Origin of the sequence: Phaeobacter sp. B1627, from assembly GCF_006265095.1 — a bacterium.
Taxonomy (GTDB): Bacteria; Pseudomonadota; Alphaproteobacteria; order Rhodobacterales; family Rhodobacteraceae; genus Epibacterium.
Genome location: NZ_VCNK01000008.1, coordinates 1 through 15,273, shown reverse-complemented (window position 1 = coordinate 15,273; position 15,273 = coordinate 1). Strand labels below are relative to the sequence as shown.

11 protein-coding genes are annotated in these 15,273 nt (G+C 56.3%); 6 read left to right on the top strand and 5 right to left on the bottom strand.

Annotated elements, in window-relative coordinates; genetic code table 11:
- Positions 1–220 precede the first annotated feature (220 nt).
- Positions 221–1,321: an ATP-binding protein gene (locus FGE21_RS05860; RefSeq protein WP_139662363.1), complete on the top strand. Its 1,101-nt coding sequence runs from the start codon at positions 221–223 to the stop codon at positions 1,319–1,321.
- Positions 1,322–1,355: 34 nt separating this feature from the next.
- Here FGE21_RS05860 and FGE21_RS05855 read toward each other — a convergent pair whose 3' ends face one another.
- Positions 1,356–2,381: a zinc ABC transporter substrate-binding protein gene (locus FGE21_RS05855; protein WP_139662362.1), complete on the bottom strand. Its 1,026-nt coding sequence runs from the start codon at positions 2,379–2,381 to the stop codon at positions 1,356–1,358.
- 102 nt (positions 2,382–2,483) lie between these two features.
- On the opposite strand from FGE21_RS05855, the gene FGE21_RS05850 reads away from it, so the two are divergent.
- Genes FGE21_RS05850 through FGE21_RS05840 form a run of 3 tightly spaced genes read left to right on the top strand, consistent with a single transcriptional unit; the run spans position 2,484 to position 4,509 of the window.
- Positions 2,484–2,963 (top strand): transcriptional repressor, encoded by a 480-nt coding sequence (locus FGE21_RS05850; protein ID WP_139662361.1) that lies wholly within the window; start codon positions 2,484–2,486, stop codon positions 2,961–2,963.
- On the top strand, positions 2,960–3,706 hold the full coding sequence (locus FGE21_RS05845) for a metal ABC transporter ATP-binding protein (RefSeq protein WP_139662360.1): 747 nt from the start codon (positions 2,960–2,962) through the stop codon (positions 3,704–3,706). The genes FGE21_RS05850 and FGE21_RS05845 overlap by 4 nt, the downstream gene beginning before the upstream one ends.
- A complete protein-coding gene (locus tag FGE21_RS05840) occupies positions 3,706–4,509 on the top strand; it encodes an iron chelate uptake ABC transporter family permease subunit (protein WP_139662359.1) in 804 nt (267 codons plus the stop codon). Before FGE21_RS05845 ends, FGE21_RS05840 begins: the two co-directional genes overlap by 1 nt.
- Before the next feature lie 12 nt (positions 4,510–4,521).
- Here the strand turns inward: FGE21_RS05840 and FGE21_RS05835 are convergent, their stop codons facing one another.
- On the bottom strand, positions 4,522–6,780 hold the full coding sequence (locus FGE21_RS05835) for a response regulator (RefSeq protein ID WP_139662378.1): 2,259 nt from the start codon (positions 6,778–6,780) through the stop codon (positions 4,522–4,524).
- 59 nt (positions 6,781–6,839) lie between these two features.
- Entirely contained in the window at positions 6,840–7,661 is an 822-nt protein-coding gene (locus tag FGE21_RS05830) for a PhnD/SsuA/transferrin family substrate-binding protein (protein ID WP_139662377.1), read from the bottom strand.
- A 447-nt stretch (positions 7,662–8,108) separates the two neighbouring features.
- Between FGE21_RS05830 and FGE21_RS05825 the strand changes: the two genes are divergently transcribed.
- The gene (locus tag FGE21_RS05825) at positions 8,109–12,002 is read left to right on the top strand and encodes a PEP/pyruvate-binding domain-containing protein (protein ID WP_370285482.1); all 3,894 of its coding nucleotides are present in this window, start codon (positions 8,109–8,111) and stop codon (positions 12,000–12,002) included.
- A 42-nt stretch (positions 12,003–12,044) separates the two neighbouring features.
- On the opposite strand, the gene FGE21_RS05820 is transcribed toward FGE21_RS05825, so the two are convergent.
- Positions 12,045–12,998: an asparaginase gene (locus FGE21_RS05820; RefSeq protein ID WP_139662358.1), complete on the bottom strand. Its 954-nt coding sequence runs from the start codon at positions 12,996–12,998 to the stop codon at positions 12,045–12,047.
- 22 nt (positions 12,999–13,020) lie between these two features.
- On the bottom strand, positions 13,021–14,304 hold the full coding sequence (gene tviB / locus FGE21_RS05815) for a Vi polysaccharide biosynthesis UDP-N-acetylglucosamine C-6 dehydrogenase TviB (protein ID WP_139662357.1): 1,284 nt from the start codon (positions 14,302–14,304) through the stop codon (positions 13,021–13,023).
- A gap of 567 nt (positions 14,305–14,871) precedes the next feature.
- Here tviB and FGE21_RS20585 point away from each other — a divergent pair.
- A complete protein-coding gene (locus tag FGE21_RS20585; protein WP_139662356.1) occupies positions 14,872–15,222 on the top strand; it encodes an integrase core domain-containing protein in 351 nt (116 codons plus the stop codon).
- Positions 15,223–15,273: the final 51 nt, after the last annotated feature.

Here is a 15,273-nt window from a genome sequence, read left to right as displayed (position 1 = left end):
TATTGATGATGATAAAGGGAGACTGCAGGAAATGGCCGGAGCACCGAAAACCAAAACTGCATGAAATTGAAATTCGCGGGGTCTATCAGAGATTGAATACCTGAAATGTCCCCGCGTTCCGATCGCATGGATTTGCCGATTAAATACCGGTGTTGAATAAAGCCCAGGTCACCTCTGGTTCGATACTGAGACGAACATCACAACCAAACGGGGTATTGAGATGGATGATAAAAGCTTGCTCATCGTTGATGACGACAGTGGTGATCGCAAACTTATGCGACGGCATTTATCTTCTCTCTACCCGAACGCAAAAATTCTGGAAGCTGAGAACGGGGACGCTGCTTTAGAATTCAAAGAAGAAGACATTCAGGTCATATTTCTGGATTATCTTCTCCCTGGGGTTTCCGGAATAGATTTGCTTTCCAGTTTTTTTCGGCATTGGCCTCGATCCGTAATTTTCATTATGACCGGACAAGGCGATGAAGAAATCGCAAAAAGTGCGATTCTCAGCGGCGCCGCGGATTACATTGCTAAATCTGCTATCCATCCCGGCGCTCTTCATCGCATGGTCGGAAACGGATTGCAGGTTGCGCGGATGCGTTGGCGGATCGAGGAGCATCAAAAAGAGCTTCAACAATTCTCGGATGTCTTGGTCCACGATCTCAGGGCACCGATCCGTGCCATAAAGTTTCTGAGTGACCAGATACTTGAAGACTTCGAAGCGGGCGATCTAGACGAAGTCAAACGCGAATTCGACCTGATGAAACGGTCGGTAACCAAAATGTCAGATCTGATCGAGCGTCTCGCCAGCCATATCAATCCGCACAGCGAAGGAGCTCCAGAGTCGGTATCGGCGGATAGCCTGGTCGAATCTGCCTGTATGGCGGTCGCCCAGGACATTGCCAATTCCGACGCCCAGCTATCAGTTGATCTTCATGACCTTCAGGTCTTCTGCTTTCCACCGGATGTCTCGCAGTTGCTGCAGAATTTGATCGGAAACTCCATCAAATATCGGAATACAGAGCAGCCACAGATCCACATAAGCGCAAAGCCCATTAGCAGTGGCACCCAGTTTTCGATTGCCGACAATGGAATTGGCGTACCAGATGAGTATCAGGCCCGAATATTCGAGCCGTTCAAACGTTTGCAGCGCAGCAGTGATCTACCTGGCAGTGGTCTCGGCCTTGCCACTTGCGCGAAAATTGCCAAGCGCCACAACGGTGAAATATGGTGCGATACTGGGGTAACGCAAGGGACGACCATTCACTTCACGCTAAAGCTCAGGCACAGTCTTGACGCGGTGAATGTTCGCGCAAGTTGAGGGGGCACCCCGCAAACCACAGGGTGCCCGTTTCTCAGCGCGCAAGACACTCGCTGAATTGATGTCCCGTTTGAATGAGCAGGTCTGTGTAGAAATCTGGGCCGGCCACCAGTTCCAATCCCAGCGGATCAATGACATGCGCCTTGACCTCTGTGCCTTTGGTCACAGTGTCTACAAGGCTAGGGTTGAATTGCGGCTCCGAGAAGACACAGGTCACACCGGCATTGGCTACGGCTTCGCGAATTTCTGCAATCCGGGCAACGCTGGGGTCTGTCGCATCCCCCAACGAGATTGCACCGAGGGACCGAAGTCCAAAGCTATGCTCAAAATACTGGTAGGCATCATGGAACACAACGAATGCACCATGGCTCGTTGGTAAGCTCTCCCGAATGGCAGATGTGGCCAAATCGATCTCTGCCTGTCCGGCCTGCGCATTGCTCAAATACAGATCGGCGTTATCCGGATCTACGGCGGCGAGTTCCTCTGCGATCACTTCCAACCAGACCTTTCCATTGGCGGGCGCGAGCCACGCATGGGGATCGATACCCTCATGGTCGTGGCCGTCATGGGCGTGATCGTCATGGTCCTGGTCGTGATCCTCATGGTCGTGATCAGAGTGACCATCTTCGTCGTCATGATGTTCGTCATGTTCGTCGTGTCCAGCCTCGTGATCGTGCGCGCTGGAATGATGGTCTTCTGCAAATATGGCGTCATTTCGGAAGGGAAGATTCAGCGTTCCCGGGAGGTCGAGGAGTGCAACAATACGCGCATCTCCTGCGAGTTGCTCCAATGGATCGCCAAGCCATGTTTCGAGCTCATCGCCGATCCAAAAGACGACATCGGCGCTGGAGAGGGCGCGTGCGTCTGAGGGGCGCAGGCTGTAGGCGTGCGGGGATGATCCTGGCGGGATCAACATATCAGGTTCCGAAATCCCTGCCATGACACGGGATACCAGCCCTTGCACGGGCGCGATATCGGTGACGACGCGCGGTGTTTCGGCAATGGCGGTCGTGGAAATCACGCTGGATATCAGAAATGAAAGGGGGAGGCAGCGGTGCATATTGGGTCCTTTTGATTTGTTATATCATAACTATCTGAGTGCTTGATAAACGTCATGTTGTAACATATCAATCCGAAACTGACGAACATCCCAGGAGCCTTCATGGATAGCATCGGCTTTGCTTCGCACGACCATACACGCTGTATCACCAGTGGATTGACGGCCGTCGACAGCTACTGTGCTCAGAACGGGCTAAAATTCACAGCCGTTCGTCGCAGGGTTTTGGAAATCCTTCTTCAGCAACATCGCGCATTGGGGGCATATGAAATCCTCGACTATCTTCGTCGGGAAGGTCTCGGATCGCAGCCTCCGGTTGCCTATCGTGCGCTTGATTTCCTCGTGAAGCATGGGTTCGTGCACAAGATTGAGCGGTTGAATGCCTTTATTGCCTGCACGCATCCTGGCAGCCCTCACACTCCGGTGTTCATGATTTGCAGGGAGTGTACAAGCGTCGCAGAAGCACAACGCGAACCTATGCAGGGACAGTTGGGCGCGGTCGCCCGCGCGGCTGGTTTCCTGATCGAGCGCACGGTCGTCGAAGCAGAAGGTCTGTGTCCCAAGTGCCAGGATCTACCGGAATGAGGCTGATTACTCTTCAGAATGCCACCATTCGACATAGTGGGACACCTGCACTCGAGAGCGTGACCTTTCACATCGACAGGGGGGAAATTGTTACGATTCTCGGGCCCAATGGTTCGGGAAAGTCAACTTTGCTGCGCACTCTTATCGGTGCCTTGCCCCTCAGTAGCGGCTCTTTGGAAAAAGCGCCGGGTTTGCGGATTGGCTACGTGCCGCAGAAGCTTCATATTGATCCCACGTTGCCGTTGACGGTACGCCGTTTTCTCAGTCTTCCGAAACGGATCAGGGATGACGTGGCGGAGGCCGCCTTGGCCGATGTCGGGATACCTGGCCTAGGGCACCGCCCAATGGCAGGTTTGTCAGGAGGCCAGTTTCAGCGGGTGCTCCTTGCGCGGGCCCTGTTGACGAAGCCGGATCTGCTTATTCTCGATGAGGCTACGCAGGGACTAGACCAAGCCGGATCAGCCGCATTCTACCAAAAGATCGAAAATGTTCGGGCTCAGTTCGGCTGTGCCGTTCTCATGGTCAGCCATGAATTGCATGTTGTGATGGCGGCGTCCGATCGGGTGGTTTGCCTCAATGGCCATGTCTGCTGCGAGGGTGCACCCGCCCAGGTTGCCACTGCGCCGGAGTATAAGGCCCTTTTCGGCAGCGGAACCCATGGAACATTGGCCCTATACCGGCACGAACATGACCACAGCCATGAGTGTGATCCTGCCTGCGACGAACATGGAAATCACCCCTGATGAGCTTTTTCGACGATTTCATAGTTTTGGCCAGCCTGGCCGGCATCGGCGTCGCCATCGCGGCGGCACCGTTGGGGTGTTTTGTCGTGTGGCGTCGGATGGCGTATTTTGGTGATGCAACCGCACATGCCGCGATCCTTGGTGTTGCCCTTGCACTGACCTTTCAGACCTCAATTCTTGGGGGCGTATTGGTCATGGCGCTCCTAATGGCTGGAACCATTTCAGCCCTGAGCGGGCGTGGATATGCCATGGACACCCTGTTGGGGGTCCTGGCACATAGCGCACTCGCGCTGGGGCTTGTGGCCGTTTCCTTTCTCAAGGGCGTGCGTGTCGATCTGATGGCCTATCTGTTCGGGGATATCCTGGCGGTGTCGCTTGCCGATGTGGCCATCGTTTGGTCGGGCGCTCTCCTGATCCTCATTTTGTTGTGGTGGCGCTGGTCTTCGCTTTTGACTGCAACCCTCAATCCTGAACTCGCCCGCGCATCAGGGATCTCCCCTCAGCGGGAACAGATGATCATGACCCTCGCGCTTGCGATTGTTGTTGCCGTTGCAATCAAGGTCGTAGGGGTGCTTTTGATCACGGCGATGCTGCTGATTCCCGCCGCGACGGCCCGGACATTCTCCAGCAGTCCGGAGCGGATGGCGGTGATGGCGTCGCTCGTCGGATCACTGTCCGTCATTGGTGGGCTGTTTGCATCCTTCCGGCTCGATACGCCTACCGGCCCCACCATTGTGGCAACCGGTACTGCGATGTTTATCGGCGCAAGCCTGACCGCGATGCTCAATTCGAGGGGGCGTTGACGGCCCGGCGGGTCAGGTGCCGGCTTCCCGAAGAGTGATATCGCTGGACGTATCGCGCTCTGACGTCCACGCCCGCACTGTTTCCAACAGCGCCTGTTTACGAATAGGTTTGCTGAGAAAGTCATCCATTCCGACCTCGCGGCATGCGGTCCTGTGGCTTTCCAGCGCGTTCGCCGTCAAGGCGATGATCGGCACCCGAGGTGCGGAGGCTGCGGTCTCCACCCGGCGGATTTCCTCGGTGGCCTCCAAACCGTCCTTGACCGGCATCATCATATCCATGAGCACGAGATCAGGTTTTCTATTGCGATACATTTCGACAGCCTCTTCGCCATTGGCTGCAATAGTGATCTCCACATTTTCATTTTCCAACATCCGGGTAACGACAACCTGATTTGTGCGATTGTCCTCGGCCACGAGGATTTTGACGGTCGCGCCCTCGGGCAGCGGTTGGTTCGTGTCGGCGATCCTCTGATCGGGCTGATGTCGCCTGCCGAGTGCCTGACCGACCACAGCGCGCAATTGATCGGCGCGCACGGGCTTCAGCACCTGGTGACAATTCCCAACCTCGTCCAGCATGGATCTGGAAAGCGCGGGGTCGACTGAGGATACAATCACGATGGGAAGTTTTGCCAGATTGGGCACCGCCCGAATGCGGGTCGCCAGTTCATAGCCGTCGCAATCCGGCATGTTGAAGTCCAGAAATACCAGATCGCAAAGGTCACCGGCGTCGTTCATCTCGTCCAACCGGAGCATTGCTTCAACTGCAGAGTCGGCTTCGGTTACGCGCAAACCCCAGGATTTCAGACGTTCGCCGAGAATTGTTCGGTTGAGCTCCAGATCGTCCACAATAAGGGCGTGCAACCCTGCAACGGGTTGGTCTGGCATGAACGTTATCGGCGCCCGATCGCTCTTTGGCAGCGACAGGTCGATCGTAAAGACGGACCCTTTTCCCTCCCTCGATGTCACATGCACACGACCGTTCATCAGTTGCAGGAGGCGGGTGGAAATTGCCAACCCCAATCCAGTGCCTTCAAAACTCCGGGTCGCGGCGCCGTCGACCTGCTCGAACGCATGAAATATTCGGTCCAACTTGTCGGTCGCAATGCCAATTCCCGTATCAGCCACTGAGATCCTGATGCCGGTGCCGTTCGCATCCTCCGGCATGGCGGTCACATTTATATGGACCGAGCCCTGAGCGGTGAACTTCACGGCATTCCCGACGATATTGGTTATGATCTGGCGAATGCGCCCTGCATCACCCTCATAAAACTCCGGCAAATCCGGGTCGAAACGCAGGGTCAGCTGCACCCATTTTTCGGCCGCTTTCGGAGCCAGCAAAGTTACCACATCCTCCACGATTGTCCGCAAGTTGAAGGTAGCCTTGTGGAGCTCCAGCTTGCCGGCCTCAATTTTCGAAAAATTCAAGATATCGTTGATGATTGTAAGCAGCGCAGTGCCTGATTTGACGATCGTTTCGGCGTACATTTCCTGGTCAGGCGTCAGTTCGGTTTCGCGCAGGATTTCTGCCATGCCGATGACCCCGTTCATCGGAGTCCGGATCTCATGGCTCATATTGGCCAGGAATTCCGACTTGGCCCGGCTCGCGATTTCGGCCTGCTCTCTTGCCGCGACAAGGGCTTGCTCTCGCTCGTCGCGTTGTGCCAGGCTGTCCTCCAGTATTTCGACAGAGACATCGAGCGCCTGAAATTCGCGACTTGCATACCAGGGCAATTTGAAATCCGCAGTATTGGACCCTGCGACAGCGCTGGACATGCGCTCATGAACCACCTGTAGGGGGCTGAGCGCCAGACGAAACACCAGGTAGAGCATCAGGAGCGACATGGCCACGACTGCCAGAATGGTCCAGATCATGGTCTGGCGCACCATATCCATCACCATGGCCTGGCCCTCTTCGGTAGACCACTGAACGACCATTGTCCCAAAGACAAAGCCTTCGAACTGCACCGGCCGCCGATACATCACGTAGTCCTGCGCCTCTGCGGCCAGAGGATTGGAGGCCTCCGCAATGATCGTGCCTTCGCCGTTTTCGATATGGATCGACAGAATTTTGGAATATCGCGTAATTGCCTCGACCAACCCGGTCTCCAGAACGGGGACATCCTCGACAATGATCGCTTCGAGCAGGAGGCCACTCAGCAAGGAGACGGTCAGATTGGCCTGCTCGCTCAGCTGATCGCTCACACGCTGCACTTCGTAGCGGCGCGCAACACCGCCCACCGCGACTACAACGAGCAGCGCGGCGAAGGCCATAGACACGATGATCTGAGGTAGAATACCCGTGCGTCGCAGCAGTCTATGAAGGACGTCCTTCAAAAGTCACGGCTCCGCGTCATTGCCTGTCGCACGAAATCGTAGTCTCTGTCCTCGCCTGCGAGAAATCCGTTCTTCGCCACTCGTTTTACCATTTCTTCATTCCTGGAGGACAGCATGATTTCTTTCATGACCTCTAGAACTCTTTCGTTCAAGTCAGCACGTGCCAGCCAGGGCTTGGTGACATTGTCAAAGGAGACCAGCGCTTTGATTGGAACACCCTTTGCCACAAGCTGTTTGAAGGTGCTTTCCTTCAACGCCCCGGCGCTGAATTTGCCTGCCCCGATCGCTTCTCCTACCAGATCGTGTCGACCAAGATATTCAAAATCGTGAAGGTCTGACGCAGAAATTCCGGCATCCAGAAGGTAGGTCTGCGATAGATATCGCCCTATGGTCGACAGTTCGTCGCCGAATGCGAAGGTCAAGCCTGCCAGATCTTCAATCTGCTCAATATCGCTGTCTTTGTGAACGGCGATGATCCCCTTGAAGCGCTTTTCACCCTGTTTGGATTCCATCGCAATGATAGAGATCTGCGGATTTCGTTCCATCGCGTGGACATAGGATGCGGGTCCAAACCGGGCAAAATCGACGCGGCCAAGCGCCAGATCCTCGATGCTTTCTTCGTAGTCTTTGGAAATCCGCAGGCCGATCGTGACCTCCTCTTCGAGCAGAAGCTCCATTCTGTTCTCGAGAAAAGTCAGAAAAGGACGAAACTGCCGCACTATCGCGGAGGGTTTGTCGGCGGCATATGTGCCGAAGACCAGCGTGATTTCTGCACGCGCTGCCCCGCCGGACAGCCCTGAAACGATGGCCACTGCCATGAAAATTGCAAAAGTTATCAGCGCATTGCTACGCCGGCTTATCGTGCGCATCAACTCGGTGACAAATGCTTGTGCCACTGGCATCAAACTCTCCTCAATTTGGCGTGGCAGGGACATCGACACGGCATCAGGAGCCTGCTTTCTCCCGATCTTGTGTCAAAGATATGCCGAAAACATGTTGAAAACTATGAGTTAATCTTCAGTACTCTGTAAAAATTAACTATCTGGAAAGGTTTAGCACGTTTCCTTGTCACATCACGCAGCCGTCGAAGCCAACGCAGGATACGCTCTCCTTCAGAAGGACACCCAGTGATTACACGAAATCTGACGACTTGTATCATCTGGTCTGTTAAAATTTGTTTTTGTTTAATCGTATCCCTGACCTTCCTCCTCATCGCGACACCCCCTGCCCGGGCTATTCCGTCGCCGGAGCTTGTCCTCGGGTCGGTGTCGTCTCTGTCTCAGATCATCGCGCTGGGTCTGACCCTCCTGTCGGGAGTGGGCGCCGCTGTGTTCGGCCGACTTGGTTGGTTTTCCGGACAAAACACCCGCCGTCGATATCCAGTTCGGCTCATCACGGGTTTGATCGTCCTCGCTGTCGGGCTCGGTGCGGCCAACTACTGGCAGTGGCAGACCCATAAAAAACAGGAGCTGCTCCGGCTGCAGGCGACTTTGACCCGTCCGGCGCAGTTCGACGGGACCCTCGCCAGAGATCCGGAACTCAAGGAAACCAGCTACGCTGCTCAGGGAACGCACCCCCTCGCGATAACGACTGAAGATGCGGCTGAATTGCTGGCCTCCGGGACAGTCAGGTTCTTTGATATTCGTGAAACGGGTGAGCATGAAATGGGAACGCTGCCCGGCGCTGGGCACATCAGGTTTCCGGATTTTCGCCAGTCCCCTCCGGTGCAGCCCGGGGAGCAGGTCGTCCTGTTCTGTCACAATGGCAACCGAAGCTCGGAAACCTGCGCCGAACTCGCCAAGCTGGGAGTTGACTGCCGGTTTATCGCCGGTGGCATTGAAAAATGGATCGTTGAAACCCGACCCTTCTCTGACAGCCGGGTCCAATCTTTGTCCGATCTGCGTGCGATTCCTGAGTTTGAGAATAAAAACAAACTGATCAGCACTGCCGAATTTATCGATTTTCGGAACGCAGGTGCGCTGCAGATCGTCGATACAAGATATCCCGGAGATTTCGCCGCTGGCCATCTGCCTGGCGCTGTCAACATCCCGATACGAGCGATGACCAGTCCGGAGTTGGCGAGCCACATAGCGGGCCTGCGCCGGGTTCCGACACTGGCCGCATGCTATGACCGCCGCAGTTGTTTCATGAGCCAGGTGCTGGGCCTGGAACTCACACGCGCCGGGATCCCGTTCGAAGGACGCTATACCGTACCCTGGGAATATTTCGTGCCGCCGCCACCAAAACCGCATGTCACGGCGTGGCTGGCCGACCAAAACACCACGCTATGGGACAAGGCAGTTCACAGGCTTGGCGATCTGTTGCTCTGGGGGCACGAGCGGTCCCATTTGCTGATCAGCCTACTGGTCATGGCGCTGGTGTCACGGTTGATCGTGTTGCCCATCACGTTAAAATCCGAACGGGATCAGATTGCGCTCCGCGTCCATAAAGAAGAGTTGCGCCGCCTCAAGGTGATGCTTGCGAGTGATCCAATTCGAAAGTCTCGTGCGATGCGGGCCTTTTATGCCTCCCATGGGTTAACCCCCTTGCGCAACTTGACCGCATTGCTGTTCCTGCCGTTGATGATGGTCGGTCTGAGCGCAGCGGAAATTGCGTCTCAGGGCATCGACGACGCCATCCTTTGGATCCCGGACCTTGGCGCACCCGATCCCGCTTTCATTGCGCCGAGTCTGACCTGCGCGTTGGGCGGAGCATACCTTGTGAGCGCCTTCGCCAAATCCTGGCGGAGTGCAATTCTATGGCTGGGTTTCGGCCTGCCGGCGCTTTTTGGGCTGACGGTCGGCCTGTCGGCAGCTGGGAATTTCTATCTCTGGTTGAGCCTGGCGGGCCTGCTGGCACAGCATTTCTACGTTTCCGGAAAACTGACGGGGGTGCTGCCACGGATTTCAGATATGTTCCGCCTTCCAAAAGGCGTGTTTGACCTGGGCAACACCGCGTCGCTTGGGTCTGCAGGAAATAAGGCCCTGAGGTTGTCGCAACTTGCCAAGGCCGGGGTTCCGGTGCCGGGCGGCGTTGTTCTGACGCAGCGCTTCCTTGGTGATTTTGAACAGGCAAACCATGCTCAACGGTCGCGTTTGGCCATGAGTGTCTGGCGGCAAGTCGGGCCGGAGCCCTGTGCCGTGCGGTCATCGGCGAGTCAGGAGGACGGCGCAGAACAGAGCTTTGCCGGCGTTTTCGAGTCCGTTCTGGACGTGAAGACCGAGACATTTCAATCTGCCATAGAGGCGGTGTTGGCCTCGTTCAAATCTTCCCGGGTCAGCAGCTACGGGGGGGACAAAGACGGCCACGGCAATATTCTGGTTCAACGCATGATAGATGCGACCTATGCCGGCGTCTTGTTCACACAGGATCCGCAGGCACCGGGAATGATGCTGTTGGAGTGGGTAGAGGGCAATGGTGAGGAGCTGGTTTCGGGCCGCAAGACACCCGGTACGACCAGATTCGGGCGCTTTACTCATGATCCGGCGACGGATGCAGCGCCGTTGCCCTTCGATGTTGATGCGCTTCTGACATTGGGCGCACAGATCGAAGGCCTGTTTGGATGCCCGCAGGATGTAGAATGGGCCTGGGCCGACGGCCAATTCCATATCCTCCAATCCAGAGACATCACCACTATGTCCGTGGGCAGCGCTGAAAACCAGGCCAGATCACTGGAATGGCGCCGCTTTTTCCAAAGCGTGGCGGGTGACGTCGATCCAGAGGAAATCCTTCTCGAACAAGATGAGATGAGCGAGGTTCTTCCGCGCGCAACTCCCTTGTCCTTTTCGCTCATGTCGCAGATTTGGGCCCCCGGCGGCAGCCTTGATCTCGCCTGCCGGGCCTTGCGTCTGCCCTATACCTTGCCGGAACTGCCCAATGCTCATCTGGTCCGACTGTTTGGAAAGACATATGTAAACACCAAGCTGAAAAGACAGTTGACGGTCGATCTGAGCGGGAACAGGTCCGTGCGGCTTCAGAAACAGATCAGGCCAACACTGCAGCGTTTTGAGCACGACATCCTTCCCAAGCTGTACGGCAGTGTCGACGATTGGCGGGCCACCCGATTTGAGGTTTTGCCGCTGCCCAGGCTGCTGGACGTGATCGGCAGGATGCGAACCTGCTTCGTTTCGGACATCTACGTTGAGGCCGAAAAAATAAACGTGCTGACCGCTCTGGCAATGACAGAGGCCACCCGAGCCTCCCAAGGAGACCCTGCTCTTCGAAATTGCCTGATGAAGACAAAGCTGGAATACTCTCCGTCGAGTTTGCTGGCCCGGTGTCAGGGAAGCGAGGAAGATGCCCGCAGTCACGCGCTGGAGCTGATGGGGCACCGGTCAATGTTTGACTATGAGCTTTCGACCCCACGCTACGCCGAAGCGCCTAGCCTGTTGTTTTCCCTGCTTGAAACCGAATTAAACCCGTTGAATTCCTCTGAAATTCCGGAGATTCCAGAGGGAACGCCTCAGGGCCTGCGGGACAAGATTGAGCTGGCCATTGCCTGTCAGGATTTGAAAGAGCGCGCCAAGCATGAATCCATGCGCGTTCTGGCGGAACTCCGGCGTGCTTTGCAGGCGTTTGGTGCCAAGACCCACTTGGATGATCTCGTTTTTCACCTCACGATCGACGAGGTGTTGCAGGCGAAGCAGACTGATATTGACGGGCTTCGCAACCTTGCGCGTTCCCGCCGGGATCATGATGCTCTGTGTCGCGCGAATGCTCCGATGCAGCCCCAGTTGAGCCTGCGGGAATGTGAGCAGCTGTCCACCGGCGCATCGCATTCCCGGGTCGCAGGGTCACTGAAGGGCTCACTCACGGGCACATGTGTCGCCGGCTCCGGCCAGGCTACAGGGCAGGTGTTTCGCGTCTCCGATGAGACGGCCTATGGTGATGCTGCCTTTGACGGGTTCTCACCGGGTGATATTCTTGTTTGCCACATGGTAAATCCCGCATGGTTACCACAAGTGCAACAGGCTGGGGCTGTCGTCAGTTCAGTCGGCGGATGGTTGAGCCACATGGCCATCATTGCCCGAGAAAAGAACATATTAATGGTGGTCGGCTCATCGGGTGCACCAAAACTGAACACAGGCCAGTTCGTCACCGTATCGGACGATGGCAGTGTCAAACAGGAGAGACAGCCAGAACATGCCCTGCGAGCTTGAGGCGCCACAATAGTATGCGCAGGAAACCGGTCGTTTCGTGCCTCAGGTTCCCCATTCGCCACATAGGCACTGTTCAAGAAGGCGACGTTGCTCTTTCAGGTCTCTTGCGACGGTCAGCGTATGCAGTAGTTTGGTGTAGGCGGCCTCGACCGTCATATCCTGACCGTCAATCACACCGAACTCCGCCAGGAGAGCACCGGCGGAATATGTACCCAGGGAAATCCCTCCCTCTGCGCATTGGCTGACGGCAAGCACGGGTATTTCATTCTCGCGCGCCCGCTTCAGCGCCGCTCGAAGATCCGGGCGTTCCGGGACGGTTCCGGACCCATAGCACCTGAGAACTATTCCGTCTGCGCGTTCGGCGGCGAGCGAGACCAGATCTGCTTTCATACCCGGCGCGACTGTGGCGATCAAAACGCAGGCATTCTCATCGTAGAGTTGGCCGCTGAGATGTTCCGCTTTGCGCAGAGGGCCAACATCCGAGGGTGATGCTGCAAACGCGTCGAACGCAACCGAGTGTGATTTTCGCACCCGCGCCCCGTGCAGGCGTTTTCCAGCGAACTGAACCCAGACACCGGGCGGTGCAGTACGAACCGCCGCAAATGCATCCGACAGGTTCCGGCTGCCGTCGCTCCCGTTTTCGGTCAGAGGTCGCATCGCACCGGTCAGGAGGACCGGTTTTTGCAGCCCCCGCAGGCTGAATGTCAGTGCAGCAGCTGTAAACGCCAAGGTGTCGGTGCCATGCGTCAAAACAAACCCTTCGCAGTCCTCACTGGCTTCGATGATTTGCGTGATGATCCAGTTCCAATCGGCTGGTGAAGCATTTGCGCTGTCGATCAATGGATCAGCAACGATCACCCGGTAGTCGCCGGAAATCTCACCCAGCTGCCGCAGTCGCGCCAGCTCGGATTCCACCACGCCGCTCTTTGGCGCAAACCCTGTGTCGGTGGAGACCATGCCGATGGTGCCCCCCGTGTGAATGACACAAATTGTCATGTCTTGCCTCGCATTCCCGCGGTCAAAGTCTGAGATCTGCTTGGTCGGCGGATAGGACATATTTCAGATCGTAGAGCAGCGTGTCGTCTTTTCCGAAGGCCCTGATCCCTTCGGCTCCCATTGCCGTGAACTCATCATGGGCCACGGCAACAATAATGCCATCATAAACACCCAGTCCTGGTTTTGACGTCAGCTCAAGGCCATATTCGGTTTGCGCTTCTGCAGGATCGGCACAGGGGTCATATATGTCCACAGCCACGCCGAAATCACGCAGACCCTCGATCACGTCAACAACTCTGGTGTTTCGCAGGTCGGGACAGTTTTCCTTGAAGGTAAGCCCCATGACGAGAACCCTGGCGTCAACCACATGCAATCGTCGCTTTAGCATTGCCTTGATCATCTGTTGTGCCACATAGGCACCCATTCCGTCATTTAACCGTCTGCCGGACAACAATATTTCTGGGTGATACCCAAGCTGTTGCGCTTTGTGCGTCAGGTAATAGGGGTCCACACCGATGCAGTGCCCCCCCACAAGGCCCGGGCGGAACTTGAGAAAATTCCATTTGGTGCCAGCGGCCCTCAATACGGCTTCGGTGTCAATTCCCATCCGGTTGAAAATCATCGCGAGCTCGTTGATGAGCGCAATATTGATGTCGCGTTGGCTGTTTTCGATAACCTTGGCGGCCTCTGCAACGCGAATGCTCTCTGCTTTGTAGGTTCCTGCTGTCACGATTTCCGCATAGAGAGCATCAACCTTGGCGGCTGTTTCCGGCGTGGAACCGGAGGTGATTTTCACGATATCAGGCAGGCGCCGCGTCTTGTCGCCGGGATTGATCCGTTCCGGGCTGTAGCCAACACCGAAATCCCTATTCAGGACCAGACCGGAGGTGTCCTCAAGCAGGGGCACGCATTCTTCCTCGGTGGCGCCGGGAAAGACGGTGGATTCGTAGATGACCGTATCGCCCGGCTTCAGAACCTGACCCACCGCTCGGCTGGCTGACAACAGGGGCCGCAGGTCAGGGCGGCGGGTATTGTCAATGGGTGTCGGGACCGTGACGATATATGTGGTCGCCTCGGCGATCTCTGCAATATCGGATGTCAGGCGCAGCTGTTTTGCCTGCTTCAGATCCTGGCGGTCCAGCTCTTTGGTGCGATCTACACCCTGGGACAGCTCCGCAATCCGATCCGCATTGATATCAAAACCGATCACCGGACGGTATTTTGCGAATTCCACGGCCAGAGGCAGGCCAACATAGCCAAGGCCGATGATGCAAATTTTCTTTGCTTTCGGTCGCTCTTGGGTCATGTCGAAGCCTCCTGCGGCAAGCGGAGCGCCTGCTCCGGGGTCACCCCTCATAAAGCGCTCCCGCCGCAGGATTCAACCGACTTGGCAACTTTATGGCGACTGTTGCATTGATCGGGCCATTTGGCCAATTTTCAGACGTCTGAGGTAGAGCATGCCGCGAGGCCCCCGTTCAAACACCATCGTTTCCACGCGGGATGATACCTTGCGCCGAACGTCGGTCTCTGCACTATCCGCTGTCCCATCAGGATGTGTGGACCTGCTGGCAGAACAAGACACGGGGGTTGAGTGAGACAGAGAATGCCCGGCCCAGGCGTGCCGGGTTAGATATGAAGCCGGACAAGATGACCCTCATCGAGGCTGCGTGGGGAAACAACTACGCCCTTCCCGTCGCCGTCGACGCGTCGACCGACCTGAGCATCACGCGCGGCCACCCGAGCTCAGGAGGTCCGACATAGATCGCTGACAGCGACAAAGAAGACCTGCGGCTTTGGTCTGTGCAATACTGGCCTTGGTCATAACGGCTCTCTCTGGCAGCGTGGCTTGTGCAGAGGGACCTGAGGCCCAGCTATGATAACCTGCTGCGCTATTTCGGGGGCAGTGCAGGCAACCATAGCCTCTAAATCAATGTCATTCCGAAGGTGTTTTGGCCCGGGATGCATCAGTGGCACGGTCATGGAATGGGCAGAGAGCAGGGACATTCCCATGTCTCATATCCAGCCGCGGGAACCGCAGCAGTCTGCCTGTGTTGAACGATACAACCGGATGAACCGGCACGAATGGCTCGATCTCCATATCTTCGAAAGCATCGCTGAGGTGCGGCATTTTTCTACCGAGTGCCTCTGGTCCTCCAACAAAGAGCGCCTCAGCTTGGGCAACGGCGGTAGGACATCCGCGCAGAAACTTAAAATGGCCACGTAAATTCTACGACCACGCCTACGCAAAAAAAACGGCCCCCCCTGTGTCAGGGAA

Coding starts and splice junctions, on each gene's coding strand:
- FGE21_RS05845 (WP_139662360.1), top strand. CDS start 2,960: ATGAGGCTGATTACTCTTCAGAATGCCACCATTCGACATAGTGGGACA.
- FGE21_RS05840 (WP_139662359.1), top strand. CDS start 3,706: ATGAGCTTTTTCGACGATTTCATAGTTTTGGCCAGCCTGGCCGGCATC.
- FGE21_RS20585 (WP_139662356.1), top strand. CDS start 14,872: ATGATAACCTGCTGCGCTATTTCGGGGGCAGTGCAGGCAACCATAGCC.
- FGE21_RS05820 (WP_139662358.1), bottom strand. CDS start 12,998: ATGACAATTTGTGTCATTCACACGGGGGGCACCATCGGCATGGTCTCC.
- FGE21_RS05830 (WP_139662377.1), bottom strand. CDS start 7,661: ATGGCAGTGGCCATCGTTTCAGGGCTGTCCGGCGGGGCAGCGCGTGCA.
- tviB (WP_139662357.1), bottom strand. CDS start 14,304: ATGACCCAAGAGCGACCGAAAGCAAAGAAAATTTGCATCATCGGCCTT.
- FGE21_RS05860 (WP_139662363.1), top strand. CDS start 221: ATGGATGATAAAAGCTTGCTCATCGTTGATGACGACAGTGGTGATCGC.
- FGE21_RS05835 (WP_139662378.1), bottom strand. CDS start 6,780: ATGGCCTTCGCCGCGCTGCTCGTTGTAGTCGCGGTGGGCGGTGTTGCG.
- FGE21_RS05850 (WP_139662361.1), top strand. CDS start 2,484: ATGGATAGCATCGGCTTTGCTTCGCACGACCATACACGCTGTATCACC.
- FGE21_RS05855 (WP_139662362.1), bottom strand. CDS start 2,381: ATGCACCGCTGCCTCCCCCTTTCATTTCTGATATCCAGCGTGATTTCC.